The 21,541-nt window shown below is 68.8% G+C and carries 16 protein-coding genes, 1 tRNA gene and 1 pseudogene; 9 read left to right on the forward strand and 9 right to left on the reverse strand.

The window, feature by feature from the left end; genetic code table 11:
- Positions 1-287 (forward strand): annotated as a pseudogene (locus tag Q2100_RS17855) (quinone-dependent dihydroorotate dehydrogenase); the annotation flags it as partial.
- A 2-nt stretch (positions 288-289) separates the two neighbouring features.
- On the opposite strand, the gene Q2100_RS17860 reads toward Q2100_RS17855, so the two are convergent.
- Both Q2100_RS17860 and Q2100_RS17865 read right to left on the reverse strand, forming a co-directional pair.
- Positions 290-826 (reverse strand): YbhB/YbcL family Raf kinase inhibitor-like protein, encoded by a 537-nt coding sequence (locus tag Q2100_RS17860; protein WP_302915141.1) that lies wholly within the window; start codon positions 824-826, stop codon positions 290-292.
- 38 nt (positions 827-864) lie between these two features.
- Positions 865-2,208 (reverse strand): M20/M25/M40 family metallo-hydrolase, encoded by a 1,344-nt coding sequence (locus tag Q2100_RS17865; protein ID WP_302915142.1) that lies wholly within the window; start codon positions 2,206-2,208, stop codon positions 865-867.
- 72 nt (positions 2,209-2,280) lie between these two features.
- Between Q2100_RS17865 and Q2100_RS17870 the strand changes: the two genes are divergently transcribed.
- Positions 2,281-2,369: transfer RNA gene (locus Q2100_RS17870), tRNA-Leu, on the forward strand.
- A 7-nt stretch (positions 2,370-2,376) separates the two neighbouring features.
- Here Q2100_RS17870 and Q2100_RS17875 read toward each other — a convergent pair.
- Both Q2100_RS17875 and Q2100_RS17880 read right to left on the reverse strand, forming a co-directional pair.
- Positions 2,377-6,408 (reverse strand): bifunctional nitrate reductase/sulfite reductase flavoprotein subunit alpha, encoded by a 4,032-nt coding sequence (locus Q2100_RS17875; RefSeq protein ID WP_302915143.1) that lies wholly within the window; start codon positions 6,406-6,408, stop codon positions 2,377-2,379.
- A 110-nt stretch (positions 6,409-6,518) separates the two neighbouring features.
- Positions 6,519-7,928 carry a nitrate/nitrite transporter gene (locus tag Q2100_RS17880; protein ID WP_302915144.1) on the reverse strand — a complete coding sequence of 470 codons (1,410 nt, stop codon included), beginning with the start codon at positions 7,926-7,928 and terminating at the stop codon, positions 6,519-6,521.
- Positions 7,929-8,089: 161 nt separating this feature from the next.
- On the opposite strand from Q2100_RS17880, the gene Q2100_RS17885 reads away from it, so the two are divergent.
- The 5 genes from Q2100_RS17885 to Q2100_RS17905 all read left to right on the forward strand — a co-directional run bounded on the left by Q2100_RS17885 (position 8,090) and on the right by Q2100_RS17905 (position 12,782).
- Positions 8,090-8,443 carry a molybdopterin oxidoreductase gene (locus Q2100_RS17885; RefSeq protein WP_302915145.1) on the forward strand — a complete coding sequence of 118 codons (354 nt, stop codon included), beginning with the start codon at positions 8,090-8,092 and terminating at the stop codon, positions 8,441-8,443.
- The gene (gene nirB, locus Q2100_RS17890; RefSeq protein ID WP_302915146.1) at positions 8,443-10,920 is read left to right on the forward strand and encodes a nitrite reductase large subunit NirB; all 2,478 of its coding nucleotides are present in this window, start codon (positions 8,443-8,445) and stop codon (positions 10,918-10,920) included. The genes Q2100_RS17885 and nirB overlap by 1 nt, the downstream gene beginning before the upstream one ends.
- A gap of 28 nt (positions 10,921-10,948) precedes the next feature.
- Complete coding sequence (locus tag Q2100_RS17895) at positions 10,949-11,251, forward strand: Rieske (2Fe-2S) protein (RefSeq protein ID WP_269895414.1); 303 nt, start codon at positions 10,949-10,951, stop codon at positions 11,249-11,251.
- A 77-nt stretch (positions 11,252-11,328) separates the two neighbouring features.
- Entirely contained in the window at positions 11,329-11,964 is a 636-nt protein-coding gene (locus Q2100_RS17900) for an NADPH-dependent F420 reductase (protein WP_302915147.1), read from the forward strand.
- A 128-nt stretch (positions 11,965-12,092) separates the two neighbouring features.
- Positions 12,093-12,782, forward strand: a complete 690-nt coding sequence (locus Q2100_RS17905; RefSeq protein ID WP_302915148.1) for a sensor domain-containing protein — start codon at positions 12,093-12,095, stop codon at positions 12,780-12,782.
- A gap of 4 nt (positions 12,783-12,786) precedes the next feature.
- On the opposite strand, the gene Q2100_RS17910 is transcribed toward Q2100_RS17905, so the two are convergent.
- Genes Q2100_RS17910 through Q2100_RS17925 form a run of 4 tightly spaced genes read right to left on the reverse strand, consistent with a single transcriptional unit; the run spans position 12,787 to position 16,290 of the window.
- On the reverse strand, positions 12,787-13,179 hold the full coding sequence (locus tag Q2100_RS17910; RefSeq protein WP_264012487.1) for a universal stress protein: 393 nt from the start codon (positions 13,177-13,179) through the stop codon (positions 12,787-12,789).
- Positions 13,180-13,207: 28 nt separating this feature from the next.
- Positions 13,208-14,749 carry a tripartite tricarboxylate transporter permease gene (locus Q2100_RS17915; RefSeq protein WP_264012488.1) on the reverse strand — a complete coding sequence of 514 codons (1,542 nt, stop codon included), beginning with the start codon at positions 14,747-14,749 and terminating at the stop codon, positions 13,208-13,210.
- A complete protein-coding gene (locus Q2100_RS17920; RefSeq protein WP_372503722.1) occupies positions 14,750-15,304 on the reverse strand; it encodes a tripartite tricarboxylate transporter TctB family protein in 555 nt (184 codons plus the stop codon). It lies immediately after the preceding gene.
- Positions 15,301-16,290 (reverse strand): Bug family tripartite tricarboxylate transporter substrate binding protein, encoded by a 990-nt coding sequence (locus tag Q2100_RS17925; RefSeq protein WP_264012489.1) that lies wholly within the window; start codon positions 16,288-16,290, stop codon positions 15,301-15,303. The genes Q2100_RS17920 and Q2100_RS17925 overlap by 4 nt, the downstream gene beginning before the upstream one ends.
- Before the next feature lie 55 nt (positions 16,291-16,345).
- On the opposite strand from Q2100_RS17925, the gene Q2100_RS17930 reads away from it, so the two are divergent.
- The gene (locus Q2100_RS17930; RefSeq protein WP_302915149.1) at positions 16,346-18,010 is read left to right on the forward strand and encodes a sensor histidine kinase; all 1,665 of its coding nucleotides are present in this window, start codon (positions 16,346-16,348) and stop codon (positions 18,008-18,010) included.
- Positions 18,003-18,665 carry a response regulator gene (locus Q2100_RS17935; RefSeq protein WP_302915150.1) on the forward strand — a complete coding sequence of 221 codons (663 nt, stop codon included), beginning with the start codon at positions 18,003-18,005 and terminating at the stop codon, positions 18,663-18,665. Before Q2100_RS17930 ends, Q2100_RS17935 begins: the two co-directional genes overlap by 8 nt.
- On the opposite strand, the gene Q2100_RS17940 is transcribed toward Q2100_RS17935, so the two are convergent.
- Positions 18,662-21,211: a cadherin-like domain-containing protein gene (locus Q2100_RS17940; RefSeq protein WP_302915151.1), complete on the reverse strand. Its 2,550-nt coding sequence runs from the start codon at positions 21,209-21,211 to the stop codon at positions 18,662-18,664. The genes Q2100_RS17935 and Q2100_RS17940 overlap by 4 nt on opposite strands.
- Between the last annotated feature and the right edge of the window lie 330 nt (positions 21,212-21,541).

Genomic DNA, 21,541 nt, shown 5'->3' on the forward strand with positions numbered 1-21,541 from the left:
CCGGCGGCGTGTCCGGGCCGCCGGTCGCGCGGCGTTCGGCCGAGGTGCTGCGCCGGCTCTACCGGCGCGTCGGCGACCGCCTGGTGCTGGTGAGCGTCGGCGGCATCGAGACCGCCGACGACGCGTGGGAACGCATCACCGCGGGCGCCTCACTGCTGCAGGGCTACACCGGCTTCATCTACGGCGGCGGCCTGTGGGCCAAGCACATCCACGACGGCCTGGCCCGCCGCCTGCACGACGGCGGGTTCGCGTCACTGGCCGAGGCCGTCGGCTCCGCGGCCGACTGACATCACTTCTGTTCGTGGGTACCGGTGATCAGCGCCCGGGCGATCGCGTGGGAGAAGAGATTGAATCCGAGGTAGGCCGGCGTGGCCTCGGCGGGCACCTCGAGCTTCTCGACGTCCACGGCGTGCACCGCGATGATGTAGCGGTGCGGGCCGTGCCCGGGGGGCGGTGCCGCACCGATGAACCGCTGCAGGCCGGCGTCGTTGGACAGCGTGACCGCGTCACCGGGGAAGCCCTTGCTGCTGCCGTCGCCGACGCCTTCGGGCAGGTCGGTGACGGTCGCGGGCAGGTTGAACACCGCCCAGTGCCAGAACCCCGAACCGGTCGGCGCGTCGGGGTCGTACATCGTCACGGCGAAGCTGCGGGTCTCCTCCGGGAAGCCCGACCAGCTCAGCTGCGGCGAGACGTCCGAGCCGCCTGCGCCCATGATGCCGCTGACCTGATCGTTGGACAGCGGTTGGCCGTCGGTCACCGACTCCGAGGTCAGCGTGAAGGTGGGCAGCTTCGGCAGGAACTCGTAGGGGTCGTAGGGGAAGGCCATGATGTCCTTTCGATGACGGATACGGGACGGAACCCGGCTCAGCAGTGCTCGAGGAAGTGTTCGAGCACCCGGGCGCCGAATTCGAGCGCGTCGACGGGCACCCGCTCGTCGACACCGTGGAACAACGCCGAGAAATCGAGATCCGGCGGCAGCCGCAACGGCGCGAAGCCGAAGCAGCGAATCCCCAACTTGGCGAACGCTTTCGCGTCGGTACCGCCGGAGAGCATGTACGGCACCGTGCGGGCGTCCGGGTCGAGGGTGAGCAGCGCGGCGTTCATCGCGTCGACCAGGTCGCCGTCGAAACTCGTCTCGTAGGAGTCGAGATCGCGCTCCCAGGTGCGGGTGACGTGCGGGCCGATCAGCTCGTCGACCTCCCGCTCGAACGCCTCCTTGCGGCCGGGCAGCACGCGGCAGTCCACCACCGCCTCGGCGGTCGCCGGGATGACGTTCGCCTTGTAGCCGGCCTTGAGCATCGTCGGGTTGGCGGTGTCGCGCAGCGTCGCGCCGACGATGCGGGCGATTCCGCCCAGTTTGGCGATCGAACCCTCGAGATCCGGCGAGTCCACGTCGAACGTGTACCCGGTTTCCTCGGCGACCGCGCTCAGGAACTGCTCGACGGTGTCGGTGAGCACCAGCGGGAACCGGTGCCGGCCCAGCCGGGCCACCGCCTCGGCGATCAGCGTCACCGCGTTGTCGTCGTGCACCATCGAGCCGTGGCCTGCGCGCGCGCGTGCCGACAGCCGCATCCACGACAGGCCCTTCTCCGCGGTCTCGATGAGGTAGAGCCTGCGCTCGCCGCCGTCGCGGCGCGGCACGGTCAGCGAGAACCCGCCCACTTCACCGATGGCCTCGGTGACGCCGTCGAACAGGTCGGGCCGGTGCTGGATGAGCCACTGGGCGCCGTAGGTGCCGCCGTGCTCCTCGTCGGAGACGAACGCGAACACCAGATCGCGGGGCGGCACGATGCCCGTGCGCTTGAAGTGCCGGGCGACGGCGATCATCATGCCGCACATGTCCTTCATGTCGACCGCGCCGCGGCCCCACACGTAGCCGTCCTCGATCGCCCCGGAGAACGGGTGCACGCTCCAGTCCGCGGGTTCGGCGGGCACCACGTCGAGGTGGCCGTGGATCATCAGCGCGCCCCTCGACCGGTCGGCGCCGGGCAGCCGGGCGAACACATTGCCCCGGCCGGGTGCGCCCGCCTCGACGTACTCGGTCTCGTAGCCGACCTCCTCGAGCTTCTGCGCCACCCAGCGGGCGCATTCCTCCTCGCCCTTGGTGGTGGCGGGGTCGCCGGTGTTGGAGGTGTCGAACCGGATCAACGCGCTGACGAGTTCGACGACCTCGTGGGATGCGTCCGGGGCTGAAGTCACAGTCACCATTCGTACCACCCGGCCCGGCCTCGGGTTTGGGTCCGGGCCACGCCATCCGTTAGCCTTAGTCGCTCACTGACGGTCCGAGTGGCGGAATGGCAGACGCGCTAGCTTGAGGTGCTAGTGCCCTATTAACGGGCGTGGGGGTTCAAGTCCCCCCTCGGACACCAGAACTCTTTAGTAGACGTCGCGGACGTAGCGTTTCGACGCCACCAGCTCACGCTTGTAATCGTGGGCCTGTTCGTTCGTCATCGCGCCGTGCTTGCGGATGATCGCGGTCAGCGCGTTGTCGACGTCGCGCGCCATCCGCGTGGCGTCGCCGCAGACGTAGAAGTGCGCACCGTCCTGCAGCCGCCGCCACACCTCGGCGCCGCGCTCGAGCATCCGGTGCTGGACGTACACCCGGTCCTTCTGGTCCCGGGAGAACGCCAGGTCCAACTCCAGGAAGCCGTCGCTGACCATGTGCTCGAGGTCGTCGCGGTAGTAGAAGTCGGTCGCGCGGTGCTGGTCGCCGAAGAACAGCCAGTTGCGCCCGGTGTGGCCGAGCGCGCGGCGCTCCTGCAGGAACCCCCGGAACGGTGCGATGCCGGTGCCGGGGCCGACCATGATCATCGGGGTGTCCGCATCCTCCGGCGGGCGGAAGTGCGGTGAGCGCTGCAGGAACACCGGCACCGGCGCGTCGGCGGCGCGGTCGGCGAGGAACGTCGAGCACACGCCGCCGCGGCGGCCGCCGTCGGTGCCGTGGTAGCGCACCACGGACACTGTCAGCTGCACCTCGTTCGGGCTGACCAACGGGCTCGACGAGATGGAGTAGTTGCGCGGCGTCAGGCGGACCAGCACCTCCTGCCACTGCGCCGGGTCGGCGTGCACCGCGAACTCGCGGACGATGTCCAGCCCGTCGCGGGTGGCGAGCCACTTGTCGAGCTTGTCCTTCGGCGCCCGCAGCGGCCGCGCGTCACGGCTGTTCTCGGCGACGAACCGCAGCAGGTTCGGCGTGACCTTGCGGATGTCGTAACAGGTGGCCAGCGCGTCGCGCAGAGGCTGTTCGGCGCCGTCCACCTCGACCACCTGCTCCCCGCGCAGGCCGGTGGCCGACAACCACGCGTCGACCACCGCGGGATCGTTGCGGGCGAACACCCCGAGGGAATCTCCGACGCCGTAGCCGACACCGAACTGCGAGATGTCGAATCCGAACAGCCGCACCTCTTTCGCCGAGGACGGGCCGCTGAGCACCACGTTGCGGCTCAGCGGTGCCTGCACGGGCTTGGCGCGGGTGAACGGCTCGGCGACGGTCGCAGGCCGGGTGATCGTCGTGGTGCCGCCGCGGGCCGCGCCTGCCGGTGTGGATTCAGCACCGAGCAGGGCGACGACGTCGTCGGTCCAGTTCTGCATCGGTTCCTCGTCGTACGCTTCGCATTCCGCGCGGCTGCGCAGCCTGGTGGCGCCGAGCGCGGCCAACCGGTCGTCCAGCGAGCGGGCATGCCCGCAGAAGTCGTCGTACGCCCGGTCCCCGATCCCGAGCACGGCGAAGCGGACACCGTCGAGGGCGGGGGCCTGCGGCGACTCCAGGCGGCTCCAGAAGTCCGCGCCGTTGTCCGGGGGGCCGCCGTCGCCGAAGGTGCTGGTGACCACCAGCACGTCGCGGGCCGTCGTGAGATCGGTCACCGCCACGTCGTCCATGTTGCGTAGCTGCGCGGCAGCGAGTTTCGCGGCGACCCGGCCCGCCACCTCCTCGGCGTTGCCGGTCTGCGACGCCCACAGCACCAGCGGTACTCCCCCGGCGGGTGCGGCCTCGGCCGCGGCGGGCGCGGCACCGACCCGGGAGTAGCGCCCGGCCAGCACACCGTCGATCCACAGCCGTACGTCGGCGCGCACCGGGGCGTGCGCGGGCAGCACCGGAACTCCGCTGGGGTGATCACCCAGCGCACCGAGAAATGCAGCGAGGTAGAGCTTCTCGTCGTCGGTCAGGGTCGGCTTGCGGGTTCGCCCGATGCCCAGTTCGGCGACGAGCGGATGGCCGGCCGGGGTGCCGACCGGCTTCACCGGGCGCATGCTGATCGCGCACACCTTGAACTCCGGTTGCAGGGACTCGGGGTCGACGGCGTCGTTGGTCAGGGCGTTGATGGTCAGGTACTCGCCGTGTTCGTCGTTCCAGTGGAACGGCACGAAGCAGCTGCCGGGTCGCACCCGGTCGGTCACCACCGCGGGCAGCACGGCACGGCCGCGCCGGGAGGCGAGTTCCACCGACGTCCCGTCGGTGATCTCGAGGGCCACCGCGTCGACGGGATGGATCTCGACGAATGGACCACTGTTGAGCTTGTTGAGCTTGTCCACCTTGCCGGTCTTGGTCATGGTGTGCCACTGGTGCTGCAGCCGACCGGTGTTCAGCACGATCGGGTAGTCGGTGTCGGGCAGTTCGTCGGCGTCGACGTGCGGTCGTGGGAAGAACACCGCCCGCCGGGACGGCGTCGCGAACGCCAGCCGGGGCGTGGCGCCGTCCTCGTCGACGAGGAGGTGCTGGCTGACACCGTCGTTGAGGTAGCGGATCGGGTGCCGGTCGGTGTCGCCGCCGGGCAACTCCTGCGGCGGCACCGGCCACTGCAGCGGTGTCCGGCGGAGCCGGTCGTAGCTGACGCCGCGCAGGTCGTAGCCCGTCCGCAGATTGGTGAATCCGGTGATCTCGTCGATGATCTCGGCACTGCTGCGGTAGTCGAAGTGCTCGCCGAAGCCGAGCTGGGCGGCGATGTCGCAGATCAGCTGCCAGTCCGGGCGGGCCTGTCCGGCCGGCGGGATCGACTGCTGCAGCAGCGTCATCGTGCGGTCGGAGTTGATCATCACCGCGTCCGATTCGGCCCACAGCGTGGCGGGCAGCACGATGTCGGCGTAGCGGTTGGTCGCGTTGTCCCGGTAGGTGTCCTGGGTGATCACCAGTTCGGCGGCCTCGAGTCCCGCGATCGTGGTCTTGCGGTTCGGCATGGTGGCCACCGGATTGGTGCAGATGATCCAGCACGCCTTGATCTCGCCCGCGGCGAGCCGTTCGAACATGTCGACCGCGCCCGGCCCGAACTCGCTGCGGATGGTCTCCGGCGGCAGACCCCACTTCTGTTCGACGAACGCCCGGTCGTCGGCGGAGACCACCGACCGCTGGCCGGGCAGGCCGGGACCCATGTAGCCCATCTCACGCCCGCCCATGGCGTTGGGCTGACCGGTCAGCGACATCGGCCCGGTGCCGGGGCGGCAGATCGCGCCGGTCGCCAGGTGCAGATTGCAGATCGCGTTGGTGTTCCAGGTGCCGTGGGTGCTCTGGTTCATCCCCACCGCCCAGCAGGTCATCCAGTCGCCGGCCTCGGCGATCATCGCGGCGGCCAACCGGAGGTCCGACTCGCCGATCCCGGTGATCTCCGACACCCGCGCGGGCGGATAGTCCGCCAGGAACGGGCGCATCTGCTCCCAGCCCTCGGTGTGCTCGGCGATGAACTGCTCGTCGATGTCGCCGCTCTCCACCAGCAGGTGCAGCAGGCCGTTGAGCAATGCGAGGTCGGTGCCCGGCTTGATCTGCAGGAACAGGTCCGCCTTCTCGGCGGTGGTGGTGCGCCGGGGATCGACGACGATCAGTTTGGCGCCCGCCTTGAGCCGGTCGGCCATGCGCAGGTAGAGGATCGGGTGACAGTCGGCCATGTTGGACCCGATGACGAAGAACAGGTTCGTCAGGTCGAAGTCGGTGTACGACCCGGGTGGGCCGTCGGAGCCGAGAGACTGCTTGTAGCCGGTGCCCGCGCTGGCCATGCAGAGCCGCGAGTTCGACTCCATGTACTTGGTTCGCAGGAAGCCCTTGGCGAGTTTGGTTGCCAGATACTGGGATTCGAGTGACATCTGCCCGGAGACGTACAGCGCGACCGCGTCCGGTCCGTACTTGTCGACGATGGCCCGCAACCGCCGGCCGGCTTCGGCGATCGCGTCGTCCACGGGCACCGGCACCGGTTCGTCGTCGCGCCCCGGCCGCAGCAGCCCCGACTTCAGCCGCCCCTCGTCGGCCCGCATCATCTCGGCGTGGGTGGCGCCCTTGGTGCACAACCGGCCCGCGTTGGTCGGGTGCAGCTTGTCCCCCGACACGCGGGCGATCACGGGGTGGTCGGCGTCACCGTCGGTCTGCACCTCGATGCCGCAGCCGACGCCGCAGTACGAGCATGCCGTCCTGGTCACCGCCATGACCCCAATGGTGTGCGGGTCCTGTTCCGGTTCGTTTCCGGTGACGTTATCGGGAGGAAAACTGGTGCTCACGGCCGTCACGCGGCCTTGGTGAGCCACATCTGCGCTGGTCAGCCCGTCGATGCCGGGGCGGGAACGCGGCCGATGTGTTCTCCGCCACCCGCCTTGGCCGTCTGCATCCGCAAGAAGACGACCCAGGTCACGACCGCGCAGACCACGTAGAAGCCCATGAACACCCAGAACGCGTTGGTGGCCGACTTCGCGTCGCCGACGTAGGACGCGCGCAGCACGATGTTGATGAACACACCGCCGAGGGCGCCGACCGCTCCGGCGAACCCGATCAGCGCACCGGACATGCTGCGCGACCAGGCCGCCTTCTCCGCCGGGCTCCACTCGTCGTGGCCCTGGGCCTTCGCCTCGAAGATCGACGGGATCATCTTGTACGTCGAGCCGTTGCCGATCCCGGACAGGATGAACAGCATGATGAAGCCGGCCACGTAGCACGCCATCTGCCCGCCGGTCGGCGCGCCGGCCGTGCCGTCGTCGATCATGCCGGTGGTCACCAGGATCCCGGCGGCGAACGTCATCGCGACGAAGGTGTACAGCGTGATCCGTCCGCCACCGATCCGGTCGGCGAGCTTGCCGCCGAACGGCCGCGAGATGGAGCCGAGAAGCGGCCCGATGAACGAGATCTGCGCGGCGTGCAGCGAGGCCTGCGCCGCGGTGTCGCCGCCGGCGAGGTAGTTGATCTGCAGCACCTGCCCGAAGGCGAACGAGAATCCGATGAACGACCCGAATGTGCCGATGTAGAGGAAGCTCATCACCCAGGAGTGCTGGTAGCGCAGCGCTTCGGCGAGCGCGCCGAGGTTGGACCGCTGGTTGCCGAGGTTGTCCATGAACAGCGCGGCGCCGACCGCGGCCGCGGCGATCAGCACGAGGTAGGTGGCACAGACGATTTCGGGAGCGGTGTTGCCGACGGTGGCGATCACGAGCAGTCCGACCAACTGGATCACGGGGACGCCGATGTTGCCGCCGCCGGCGTTCAGGCCCAGCGCCCAGCCCTTGAGCCGCTGCGGGTAGAAGGCGTTGATGTTGGTCATCGACGAGGCGAAGTTGCCGCCGCCGAAGCCCGCGAACGCCGCCACCACCATGAACGTGGTGTAGGACGTGCCCGGGTTCTTCATCACGTACCACGTCATGAGCGTCGGGATCAGCAGCAGCAGCGCACTGACGATCGTCCAGTTGCGGCCGCCGAACCGGGCGGGCGCGATGGTGTACGGGATGCGCATGAAGGCGCCGATCAGGGTCGGCATCGCCACCAGGTAGAACTTGCCCGCCGGGTCGATGCCGTAGACGTCCTGCGGCATGAACAGCACCATCACCGACCAGATCGACCAGATCGAGAAGCCGACGTGCTCGGCGAAGATCGACCAGATCAGGTTGCGCTTGGCGATCTTGTTGCCGCCCGAGTTCCACGCCTCGACGTCCTCGGCGTCCCAGTGTGCGATGTCGCGGCTCATGCCATTTGTCTACTGGCGGGCCGTTCCGCGGCCGTTGCCCCCCGGTGTCGGCTGTGTCAACTCGCGCTCACACCCGCGCTGCGGGCTGCTGTGCACAACGAGATTCACGGCCGACTCCGCGACGAAACCACCACGAAACAATCGCCGCCTAGTCATGGAGCATGAGCGACGGCAGCATTCCCCGATTCCTGCAGGGCGCCTTCGAGTTCGAGGGCAACGGCCTCACCAAGCCCGCGCCGATCGACGAAGCCCTGCGATACACGGTGCCCGCCGGGTCGGTGACCCAGCCGGTGTACTTCCGCGGCGGCAACTCCAGCGACGAGATGGTCACCGTGGTGCTGATCCGCGATGGTGCGCCGATGCGGTACTTCCCCATTGCCGCCAAGGGCGCCACCCATGTCGCGCTGCGGGTGGTCGAGGACCTGCTCGGTGACACCGTGCTCGAACTGTTCGTCGCCGCGCCTGCGGGCTGTTCGGGCACCGTCGTCGTCGACCTCGGACTGGTGGAGGTCTGATGCGCAGGCTGGTGGTGGTCGGCAACGGCATGGCGGGCGTGCGCGCCATCGAGGAGATCCTCGCCAGGGGTGGCGGTGAGATGTTCGACATCACCGTCTTCGGCGACGAACCGTACGGCAACTACAACCGGATCCTGTTGTCGAACGTGCTGGCGGGCAGCCAGGACGTCGAGGCCGACGCCGGGGAGATCTACCTCAACGCGCTGGACTGGTACGCCGACAACGGCATCGAACTCCGGGCCGGGGTGCGGGTGGTCCGCATCGACCGGTTCGCCCGCCTGGTGTACGCCGACGACGGCACCGTGCTGCACTACGACGATCTGGTGCTCGCCACCGGCAGCCGGTCGTTCTTCCCACCCATGGCGGGGCTGTGGGCCGACGACACGACGCTGACCGACGGGGTGTTCGGGTTCCGCACCCTCGACGACTGCATGGGCATGATCGACGAGGCGCAGCACCGCACCAGGGCCGTGGTGATCGGCGGTGGCCTACTGGGTCTCGAGGCCGCTCGCGGGCTGCAGAACCGTGGTCTGGCAGTGGATGTCGTGCATGCAGGCCCGGTGCTGATGAACGCGCAACTCGACGTCACGGCGGGCGCCATCCTTCGGCGGTCGGTGGAGGCACTCGGCATCACCGTGCACACCGAGAAGCGCACCACCGAGGTGCTCACCGACGACTCCGCCAGATTGTCCGGGATCGTGTTCTCCGACGGGTCGACCATCGACTGCGACATGCTGGTGATCGCGGCGGGCATCCGGCCCAATGTCGGCCTGGCGCAACGGGCCGGGCTGACCGTCGAACGCGCGATCGTGGTCGACGATCACATGCGCTCGATCGACGACGGGCACATCTACGTCGTCGGCGAGTGCGCCCAGCACCGCGGACAGGTGTACGGGCTGGTGGCTCCGCTGTGGGAGCAGGCCGGGGTGCTCGCCGACCAGCTGACCGGGTCGAACCCGGCGGCGGCGTACCACGGGTCGCGCACCGCGACCAAGCTCAAGGTGGCAGGCGTCGACGTGGCGTCGATGGGCCTCAAGGCGCCGGAGCGGCCCGACGACGAATTCGTCCAGTACTCCGAGCCCCGGCACGGGGTCTACAAGACGATCGTGATCCGGGACGGGAAGCTGGTGGGCGCCACTCTTCTCGGCGACGTCAGCAAGGTGTCGTTCCTCACCCAGGCCTTCGACAGCGGGTTGCCGCTCCCCGACGAGCGGGTGTCGCTGATGTTCGACATCGGCACCCCCGAGGTCGCGGTGGGCGTTGCCGAGCTCGCCGACGACGCCCAGATCTGCAACTGCAACGGGGTCAGCAAGGGCGCGCTGGTCGGCTGTGTCCGCGGCGGCGAGACGTCGGTGTCGGGCGTGATGGCGAAGACGAAGGCGGGCAAGGGCTGCGGCTCGTGCAAGGAGCTGGTGGGCCAGGTCGTCGAATGGGCGGCAGGCGGCGCGGTCAGTGAGGACCCGTCGGCGTCGTGGTACGTGCCCGGGGTGCCCTACGACAAGCCGACGCTGATGCGCCACATCCGCGAGCTCGAACTGCATTCGGTGTCCTCGGTGTTCGCCGCGCTGGCGCCCGACGGGCGCGAGGACGCGGGGTCGAAGATGGCGCTGGCGTCGCTGCTGGAGACGATGTGGGCCGACGAGTACGTCGACGAGCGCGACGCCCGGTTCATCAACGACCGGGTGCACGCCAACATCCAGCGCGACGGCACGTTCTCGGTGGTGCCGCAGATGAAGGGCGGCGTGACCGACGTCGCGCAGCTGCGCACGATCGCCGACGTCGCGGAGAAGTACGCGATTCCGATGATCAAGCTGACCGGTGGACAGCGCATCGACCTGCTCGGGATACGCAAGGAGGATCTGCCCGCGGTGTGGGCCGATCTCGACATGCCGTCGGGCTACGCGTACGGCAAGAGCTTCCGGACCGTGAAAACCTGTGTGGGCAGCGACTTCTGCCGCTTCGGGCTGGGCGACTCGACGGCGCTTGGCATCGCGATCGAGGAGCGCTACCAGGGTCTGGCGAGCCCCGCGAAGATGAAACTGGCCGTCACCGGATGCCCGCGCAACTGCGCCGAGGCGTTGTGCAAGGACCTCGGCGTGGTGGCGGTGGACGGCGGCCGGTGGGAGATCTACGTCGGCGGGGCGGCGGGTGCGCACATCCGCAAGGGCGACCTGCTCGCGACCGTCGACGACCCGCAGACGGTGATCACCCTGACCGGACGCTTCCTGCAGTACTACCGGGAGAACGCGAACTGGCTGGAGCGCACCTATGCGTTCGTGCCGAGGGTGGGCATCGAGCACCTGCGGGCGGTGGTGGTGGACGACGGCGAGGGTATCGCGGCGGGACTGGACGAGAGGATGCAGAAGTCGGTGGACGCCTACCGCGACCCGTGGCGGGACGGACAGGATCCGGTGACCGAAGGACAGTTCCGGCCGTCGCTGCCGCTGCTGCCGCTTCCGATGGTGCCGGTGCGATGAGCGCTTGCGCGAAGAGCCGAGGACTGCGATGAGCGTCGACATCGGCTCGCTGGACGAGGTACCGGTCGGCGAGGGACGCACGTACTCGGTGCGCGGCGAGCAGATCGCGGTGTTCCGGCTGCGCGACGGCACGCTGCGGGCGATCGACGCGGTGTGCCCGCACCGCGGCGGACCGCTGGCCGACGGACTCGCCGACGACCGCGTCGTGGTCTGCCCGCTGCACGGGCACACCTTCGATCTCTGCGACGGGCGCGAGGCCGCCGGCGCCGACATGTCGGTGCGCAGCTTCCCCGTCGAGGCCGTCGACGGAACCATCCGCATCACGCTCTGATCCCCGCGGGAATACCCGGCCGGCCGGCACAGTTCGGTGACATATCACGCAATCCGGCCAGGCTGAAGGAGCACGTCATGCGTTACGCGATCATCGGAGCGGGGAACATCGGCACGGCTGTCGCGGGGCATTTCGCCCGTACCGGCACCGACGTCGGACTGGCCGCCTCACGCGGCATCGAGGCGGTCCGCGGCGCCGCGGACGCGATCGGGCCGAACGTCATCCCGTCCGAGGTGTCCGGCGCGCTGGCGGCCGACGTCGTCATCCTCGCCGTCCCGTTCGAGGCGGTGCAGGGACTGGTCGGCTCGGTGCCGGATTGGCAGGACCGCATCATCGTCGACGCCACCAATGCCATCGACTACCGCGACTTCTCCCCCGCCGACCTCGGCGGGCGGGCGTCGTCCGACGTCGTCGAGGAGTGGGCCACCGGTGCCAGGGTGGTCAAGGCCTTCGGCCACACCTGGGCCAAGGTGCTGGCGCGCGAACCCGGCGACGGGCACGGCGGCCGCCGCGTGCTGTTCGTGTCCGGCAACCATCCGGAGGCGAACGCCACTGTGGCCGATCTGATCTCCGACCTCGGATTCGAGGCGCTCGATCTGGGCCGCAACGACGGCGGCGGACTGCTGCAGCAGTTCGGCGGGCCGTTGACCACCAAGAGCTTCATCTCGCAGGCCATCGGGGGCGCGGGGCCGGCCGAGATGGATCTCGTCTAGTCCGGCTCGCGGGCAGCTGTCCGGGCGGAGACGGTACACGATTTCGTTATCAGGTTTGCGGTGCATCGTGACCATGGCTCGCGGTCCACATCGCTTGGTTGCCGCCTGCCCTGCCTCACCATGCATGTATGCGTCATTCGAAGGTATGCACGGTGCTCTTGGGCATCTGCCTGCTCGTCGCCGGATGCACCACGACGAGCAATGCCACGTCCGCCGCGCCCACGAGCACCCGTTTCGCCATTCCGCGTCCCCTCGTCGAGCGTGAGTTGGCGGGACTGCTTCTCACACCGGAGGAGGCGGCCGCCGCAATGGGATCGCCCGGCATGATGGTCACCGAATCTCAGACCGCGATGTCCGACAACAGCGCGATCATGGCACCCGCGGAGTGTCTCGCCATCGACGGCGCCGCGGAGGCGCTGGTGTACGCGGGCAGCGACTTCCAGGCCATGCGCGATCAGAGCCTCAACAACGGTGACGATTTCACCCACTACCTCAAGCAGGCAGTGGTGCAGTTCCCCTACCTCGAGAAGGCCGCCGCCTTCTTCGAGACATCGGTCGGCCAGTGGCCGAACTGCCACCACTACGTGCACACCCAGAGCGGGTCACGCTGGGATGTCGGAGAACTCAGGACCGACGACGACATCCTGAGCACCAACGTCGTTCAGCAGGAAGCCGCCGCACCGGGTTGGGGGTGCGGCCGGGCGTTGGCCTTGCGCAACAACGTCATCATCGACGTCAACACGTGTAGCGCCGACCCCGCGGACTCGGCGGTGCGGATCGCCGATCTGATCGGAGACAAGGTCCTGGCACAGTGGTGACGGCTCAGCCTTCCGCGGGCTTGACCGCCAGCACCGGCTTCGGGCACTCCAGCAGGACCCGTTGCGCCACACTGCCCATCAGCAGCTTGCCCACCGGGTTGCGGTGCCGGAGCCCGATGACGAGCAGTTCGGCCTCGTCGCGGTCCATCGCGCGGACCAGTTCCTCGGCGGCGTCCACACCGACGGGCTGGCTGAGCTCGAACGGCACCCCGCAGTCGGTGAGCCTCGCCTCGACGTCGTGCACCTCGCTCTCCTGGGCGAAGCGCTTGTCGACGTAGGACTCGCCGGAGGTGGCGTTGATCACCAGCAGGCCGGTGTCTCGGCGCTTGGCCTCGGTGATGCCGTGTTCGAGTGCGGCGCGGCCGAACTCGTCGGCCGAGTATCCAACCACGATCATCGATTCTCCTCCCGCAAGCGGTCGTCGGTCATGACTGTGCCGCCTTCGCCTTCTGGTCCGCGTCGTCCTCGACGATCAACAGGGACTCCTCACTGCGGTGCATCAACTTCAGGATCAGCGGCATGACGAGCAGGATCGCCATCAGGATGTAGGTGATGATCGCCACCGGCTCGGTGAACAGGCTCGACCAGTCGCCGCCGCCGAGCTGAAGACTCTGACGGAGTTGACGTTCCACACGCGGGCCGAGGATCACCCCGATGATCAGCGGCAGCACCGGCAGGCCGAAGCGCCGCATCATCAGGCCGAGCAGGCCGAACACCAGCAGCAGCGCCAGGTCGAGCGGCTGCACGTTGACCGCCAGCGCACCGAGCGTCGCGAAGAACAGGATGCCGGCGTACAGGTAGGGCCGGGGTGTGCGCAGCAGCTTCGCCCACAGCGGCGCCAGCGGCAGATTGATCAGCAGCAGCAGCAGGTTGCCGATGAAGAGGCTGGCGATCAGCGTCCAGATCAGCAACGGCTCCTTGTCGAAGAGCGTCGGGCCGGGCTGGATCCCGTACGACACGAAGGCGGTCAGCATGACGGCCGCGGTGGCGTTGGTGGGCAGACCGAGCGACAGCATCGGCACCAGCGTGCCCGCGGCCGAGGCGTTGTTGGCGGCCTCCGGCCCGGCGACACCTTCGATGGCGCCCTTGCCGAACTCCTCCTTGTGATTCGAGAGCCGCTTCTCGGTGATGTAGGACAGGAACGTCGGCAGCTCGGCGCCGCCGGCGGGCAGTGCGCCGAACGGGAATCCGTACGCGGTGCCGCGCAGCCACGGCTTCCACGACCGCCGGAAGTCGTCACGTCCCATCCAGGGACGGCCCACCGGGATCACCTCGGCGGGGCGGCGCCGGAGGTGTGCGGCGACCCACAGCGCCTCGCCGACCGCAAAGATGGCCACCGCGATGACGACGATGTCGATGCCGTCGGAGAGCTGTGGCAGCCCGAACGTCGCGCGCGGCTGGCCGGTGAGGAAGTCGATGCCGACCACGCCGATCCCGAGACCCAGGAACAGCGAGATGGCGCCGCGCAGTTTGGAGGCGCCGAGCACCGCGGTGACCGCGACGAGCGCGAAGATCATGATGGCCAGATAGGACGGGGCCCCCAGCGACACCGCGAACCGCGAGATCGGCGGCGCGAAGGTCGCCAGCAGGGCGGTGCCGATCGCGCCCGCGACGAACGACCCGATGGCCGCGGTCGCCAGGGCCTGTGCGGCGCGCCCCGCCTTGGCCATCTTGTTGCCCTCGATCGCGGTGATCACCGAGGACGATTCGCCCGGGGTGTTCAGCAGGATCGAGGTGGTGGAACCGCCGTACATGCCGCCGTAGAAGATGCCGGCGAACATGATGAACGCCGCGCTGGGGCTGACGTTGTAGGTGACGGGAAGCAGCAGCGCGACCGTCATCGCGGGCCCGATGCCGGGCAGCACGCCCACCGCGGTGCCCAGCAGCACGCCGATGACCGCGTACAGCAGGTTCATCGGGGTCGCCGCCTCGGCGAATCCCTGGAGCAGCCAGTCGAAGTTGTTCATCTACAGGATCCCGTCCAGAATGCCTGCGGGCAGCGGGATCCCGAGCCCGGAATAGAAGGCGTAGAAGCTCACGAGCGCGAGCACCACGCCGATGGCGAGATTGCGCACGTAGTGCCGGTTACCGAGAATTGTTGCCGCACCGGCGAACAGCAGCGTGCTGGTGATCACCCAGCCGAGCGGTTCGACCAGCAGGATGACGGCGACGAACACGCCGACGAGCATCCCGACGGTGCGCCAGTCGCTGGGCGCGTCCGGGTCGACGTCCTCACCGGCATCGGCCTCACCGACCGATCCGCGCGGTATCGCCACCGCGAGGATGACGGCGAGCACGATCAGCACGATGCCGATGACCATCGGGAAGGCCTTGGGGCCGACCGGGTCGACCTTGGCGAATCCGGGCTCAAGCGCCAGCGCGCCGTAGATGAGGAAGGCGCCCACCGCGACGAGCACCGCGCAGACGAGGTACTGCGCCTTGTCGATCCGCTTCTCGTCGAGGACCGGTTCCCGGTCCGGTGGTTCCTGGGCCGGCGGTTCCGGCCTCTCGGTGGTGGTCACAGCAGCCCCAGTTCGGTCAGGGTCGAGGAGACCCGGTTGTCCTGGTCCACGAGGAACTGCTCGAACGCAGGCCCGGTCACGAACGCGTCGGTCCAGCCGTTCTTCACCAGGGCGTCCTTCCAGCCCTGTGAGGCGTGCAGCTCCTCGAGCACCTTGATCATCTTCTGCTTGGCATCGTCGGAAATGCCTGGCGGAGCAAGGACTCCGCGCCAGTTGGCGAAGGTCAGGTCGATGCCGGACTCCTTGAGTGTCGGTGCGTCGATGCCTTCGACGCGCTCGTCGCTCGACACCGCGAGCACCCGCAACTGGCCGGCCTCGATCTGGTCGATGAGCTCACCCGGACTCGACGTGCCCGCGGTGATCTTGTTGCCCAGCAGCGCCGTCAGCAGGTCACCGCCGCCGTCGTAGGTGACGAAGTTGACCGACTTGGGGTCGACGCCGACGGCCTCGGCGGTCTCCATCGGGAACAGGTGATCCGGTCCGCCCGGCGAGGATCCGCCGCCGATGGTGACCTTCGACGGATCCTTCTTCCAAGCCGCGACGAAATCCTGGATCGTCTTGAACGGCGAATCGGCGGGCACGAAGATCGCGCCGGGGTCCTCGATCAGCTTGGCCAGCGCCGTCGCGTCGGACGCCTTGATCTTCGAGCCGTTGGTGTACGTGGCGCCGACGACACCGAGCCCCATGGTCATCATGAGGTCGTTGTTGCCCTTCTCGTTCATCAGCCGGGCCATCGCGACGGTGCCGCCGGCGCCGATCACGTTGAACACCTCGATGCGCCCGGTGATGTCGTCGTCCTCCATGATCTTCACCGCGGTGCGCGCGGTCAGGTCATAGCCGCCGCCGGGGCTGTTGGGGACCATCATCCGGAGCCGGTGGAACTCCTCGTTCCCGTCGCCACGCGTGACGCCACAGGCCGTCAGCACCAGGAGCGCGGTGAGCGCGAGGCCCAGCGCCCTCGGTAGTGCGGCCAGGATTCTCTGCACAGTCGTCCCCAATCGGCAGCGGTGTGATGCTCAGCAATACTGGACCCCGTCAGTGATGTGCGTCACTGATTCGAACGCAAAGGAAGATTTGGTCATTAAGAACACGGACCACTCGCGGTGGGCGCCGGTCATCCGGGCGCTGTCCGGGCGCAGCCTCGCCGGACAGTTCCTGGCATTCCAGCTGCTGGTGGTCGCGGTGGTGCTGCTGGCGGTGGCCGGCTTCTCCGTAGCGGAGTCGACGCGGGAGTTCCGCGACGTGCGGGGGCAGCGGTTGATCGCCGTGGCCGAGAACGTGGCGTCGACACCGGTGGTGCGCGACCGCTACGACGATCCCGCGGCCGCACAGACCCTCGCGCCGGAGGTCGACCGCGCCGTCGCGCTGTCGGGCGCCGGGCTGGCCGAGATCATCGACCCGGCCGGGGTGGTGCGGGCGTCATCTGACCCGTCCCGGGTGGGCCGCCAGACAGATCTCGGGCTGACCCGGGCCGACGAGGGACGCGCGTGGTTCGGCGACGGTGACATCGACGGGGTGCACAACCTCATCGGTCAGGTACCGCTGCTGTCCAGCAGCGGTGAGGTGCTGGCGATCGCATCGGTGAGTGAGCCCTACCCGTCGGTGTGGGGGCTGGTGAGCGGAGCCGGCGAACGGCTGCTGTTCTACCTCGGAATCGGCGCGGCGTTGGGCATGCTCGCGTCGTGGCTGCTGTCGCGGCGCATCAAGCGGCACACCGGCGGACTGGAGGTCGCCGAGATCGCCGGGCTGGCCGACCATCGGGAAGCGTTGCTGCACAGCATCCGTGAGGGCGTGGTGGCGGTCAACAACGAGGGCGGCATCACGCTGCTGAACGACAGTGCACAGGAACTGCTCGGCGTGGCGGACACGGCGGTCGGTCGCCGCGTGGACGAGGTGGGGCTGGATCCGGCGGTGGTGGAGTTCCTGCTCTCCGGCGAGGATCGCCGTGACGTGGTGATCGCCACCCGGACCCGGGTGCTGGCCCTGAACCGGCGCGCGACCACCAGTGCCGGCCGTCGGATCGGTACGGTCACCACGATGCGCGACAGCACCGAACTGGCCGCACTGCAGGCACAGCTGTCGTCGCACAAGAGCGTGACCGACACCTTGAGGGCCCAGACCCACGAGTTCGCCAACCAGTTGCACACCATCTCCGGCCTGGTGCAGCTCGGTGAATACGACGCCGTGCGCGACCTGGTCGGCGACCTCACCCGCAGGCGGGCCGAGATCAGCGACGCGGTGACCCGGCGCATCTCCGATCCGGCGGTGGCGGCGCTGCTGATCGCCAAGACCACGCTGGCCGTCGAGAGCGGGGTGGCGTTGCACATCGACCCGGAGTCGCACCTCGGCGCGCTCGACCCGGCGTTGGCCACCGATGTGATCACGTTGCTGCGCAACCTCATCGACAACGCAGTGGACGTGTCGGTCGGTTCGGCTGAGGCGCGGGTGGTGGTGGCGATCTCGGACTCCACCGGGTTGGAGGTGTCGGTGTCGGATTCGGGTCCCGGTGTGCCCGAACACCTCCGGGAGGCGATCTTCGCTCGCGGCGTGACGTCGAAATCGGATGTGCCCGGTGGTCGCGGCATCGGCCTGGCGCTGGTGCGGCTGGTGACCGCGCAGCACGGCGGCGGCGTCGAGGTGACCGATCGGACGGGCGGCGGGGCGACGTTCGTCGCCAGACTGCCGGGGGTGCTGGCCCGTGCGTGACGTGCTGGTGGTCGACGACGACTTCATGGTGGCCGACATCCACCGCCGGTTCGTCGACCGGGTGGACGGATTCCGGGCCGTCGGCGTTGCGCGCACGGGAGGCGAGGCGCTCGTCGCCGCACGCGACCTGAGGCCGCACCTGATTCTGCTCGACGTGTTCCTGCCCGACATGACGGGGCTGGAGGTGCTGCACCAGTTGCGCTCGGCAGGTGACCGGGTGGGCGTCATCATGATTACCGCCGCGCGCGAATTGGACACTGTCAGTGGCGCATTGGATGGCGGAGCCGCCGACTACCTGATCAAGCCGTTCGAGTTCGCGCAGCTGCGGGCCAAGCTCGAGGCGTTCGCCGCACGCGCCGATGCCCTCGAATCCGACCGCGGCGCCGACCAGTCGCTGATCGACGCGCTCTTCGGCCGGCCCGCGACCTCGGCCGAGACACTGCCCAAGGGGCTGGGCGTCGAGACCGGCAGGCTGGTGCTCGACGCCGTCCGCGACGCCGGTGAGGTGTCGGCGGCCGAATGTGCCGAGCTGATCGGGATCTCGCGGGTCAGCGCACGCCGGTACCTCGAGCACTACCTGAGCACCGGCGCACTCGAACTCCGGCTGCAGTACGGCGTCGGCCGACCGGAGCGCCGCTACCGCCCCCGCGGCTAGACGGCGGTCGGCAGAACCGACACCGTGATCGGCACCTTGGTGGTGGCCCCGTACTTGTCGGTCACCGTGACCTCGAAGGTGTCGGTCAACCCTGGCGTCGTCGCGGCGGCACGGCGTCCGGCCGCGGACGGCGTGTAGGTCCAGGTGCCACTCCTCGTCACGTACACGGTGCCGTACGTGGTCCTGGTGGGTCCGGAGAAGGTGAAGGTGTCGCCGTCGGGGTCCGAGGCCGTGACCGATCCCTTGATGGCGCCGGTGCTCGTTGCGGGAGCACCGATGGTCGGTTCGTTCGCGATGGGGGCCGAGTCCCTCGGAGCGATCGCCGTGGTCACGGTGACCGTCTTGATGCCGCCGTGTCCGTCGTCGACGGTGACGGTGAACTTGTCGGTGTCGGTGATCGAGGTGGCCCGCGCCCGCTCCCGCGCGGCGTCGGTCGGGGTGTAGACGAATGTCCCGTCCGGGGCGAAGACAACCGACCCGTTCGCGGGCTGGCTTGCGGTGTAGGTGATCGTGTCGCCGTCGGCGTCGGTGACCGCGACCTTGCCGGTGGCCGTTCCGCCCACCGGGTCCGCCTTGTTCACGGTGGCCCTGACCGACGACGGCGCAGTGTTCTTCGGAACGATGTTCACGGTGACCTGTTCGACATCCACGCCGCCGTACTCGTCGGTGACGGTGATGGTGAAGGTGTCGGTCTTGGCGGCCTCTGGAGCGCCGGTCTTGGCGGCGGCGTGGCGGGCGGCGGCAGTGGGCGTGTACGTCCACGACCCCGTCGACGTCACCGTGACGGTGCCCTGGTCGGTGGTCGAGCCCGCGTAGGTGAACTTGTCCTTCTCGGCGTCGACCGCCGTCACCTTGCCCGTGACCGTGCCGGTCGTCGTGCTCGGTGCGTTCTTCGTCACGGTGGCGACGGGGGCGGTGTTGGGCAGCGTGTCCTTCAACCGGAGGACGATGGCCGTGCCGTCGTGGTCGCCGGTGATCCCGCCGTTGCCCATGTCGACGACGTCGACCTGCTCCGCGGCGCCGCTGTCGATGAGCGACTGCGCGAGATCGTCACGTGCCGAGTCGAAGGACAGGTAGCCGTGCGTGGTGCCCTGGGTGCTGAACGCACCGGTCCAGACATAGCCCTGGCCGTCGGCGTCGGGGGCGGGTCCGAACATCCGGCCGTGGACGTTCGGGGACCCACCGTTGCCGTAGGCCTGCAGGAACCCGCTGGGCTGCTGCCCATAGGTCTGCCCGTTGATGAGGCCCTTGAAGCCGGTGCTGTGCGGCGTCTCGACCGGATAGCCGGAAACCGCCAGCGCCCGGTTGAGTCTGCGGGTGGATTCCTCGCGGGTGGTGGACGTGTCGTCGATGATGATGACGTTGACGGGCTCCAGCAGTGGCCGGCCGCCATCGGTCGCTCCGCCGTAGTTCGAGATCTGCCCGTCGGACTTCAGCATCCACGTGCCGATGTTTCCGTAGGGGGTCGAGACGTAGTCACCGGGCCGGGGCGTCACCACTGTGGTCGCGGCGGCTGCGGTGACGAGGCTTCGCGGTGCCACGGTGTTCGGCGCGACCGTGGATGCGTTCGTCAGCAGCGCGTTCTCGGTCTCGCGCCGCAGCATCTGCAGCACACCGAGCATCGCCAGGTTCGGCGCTGCCGGGAGGTCGCCGGTGCGTGCGCCGGCAGGAGAGGTGAGGCCGACCGCAGCGAGCAGGCTCGAGACCGACGTGGTGACCTGCCGCGCCGGCGGCGCAACGGAGCGAGGTGTCGTGATTTCGGTTGTGAATGCCACCGATTCGGTGACGACGCGTTGCACGGTCAGGCCTGCGGCAGAGATGGAAGCGGCAGGGCCGGGGGCCGTGGGCGCGTCGACGGGAGCTCTGCCGGCCCGCTCGACAGTGGCCCTGTCCTGGACCACGGTGCGGACCTGGTCGGACAGCGTGCGGGTGTTCTGAGGCCGGGCGGGCGCACGGGTCCGTGAGTCGACGTTCGTGTCGCCTCGCCCGGAGGTCGGGCTGGAGCCGTCGAAGGGATCGGCCGGGCTGGAGATCTCAGCGGGCACCAGAGCGCGAATCGCCGCGGAGAGTCGTTCGGAGAACGGCGCGCGGTCCCCCGCTTCTGCGGCCTGCTCACTCTTCGTGGCCCCGTCAGCGCTGCCGGTCCGGTCCGCCGTCGCGGTGCTGATTCTCGTGTCGTCGGACCGAGCGGCCCGGCGTGCGGCGGCGGTACCGCGCCCACCATCGCTCTGCTGCAACCTCGGCAGCCTCGGAGAGCGGGGCTTGGTCAGCTTCACGCCGTCGGATACCCGGCCCGCCTTGGCGCCGTCGGCGGACTCATTGGTTGAATTGTCCTTAGCCGCAGCTTGTTTGGCGCCGCTGCTGCTTTGAGAATCGGTTCCGGTGGAGTCGTCGGCACTCGCGACTCCGCCTCCGGCCACTGCGGCACCGATCCCCAACGCCACCGCGAGCGCACCGACACGACCTACGTAGTTCGCGGCCCCCGCCGCCTGCCCGGTGAAGATCGTCCGGTGAGTCGCGGCATTGACCGCGCTGTGCTGCCCCATGAAAAAGTCCCCATATCCCCGCCGCGCACACAGGTCCCCGTCACGAGGTGCTCAGCCGCTTCTCTGTGGCCGCATTCTATGCACGCAGATTCCTCAGTAGCAACGACCAGCCACGGTTGATCTCCTTTGCATGTAAGTGATCTTGGCGAAGTGTGGCGCCGCTCATCAGGTGGGCGTGACCTTGAGTCGATGACGGCGCAGCGAAACGCCGCGAATTGGCCGATACGACTCGATGGCGCCACTGGGCAAACTCGCTCCTCGACGGCCGCTACCGCTCCGGCAGATAGTCAGAAGGGTGGTTCGTCGGGTAGTGGCGGTGGGTCGGGTGGG

The organism is Mycolicibacterium arseniciresistens (assembly GCF_030519285.1).
Lineage (GTDB): Bacteria > Actinomycetota > Actinomycetes > Mycobacteriales > Mycobacteriaceae > Mycobacterium > Mycobacterium arseniciresistens.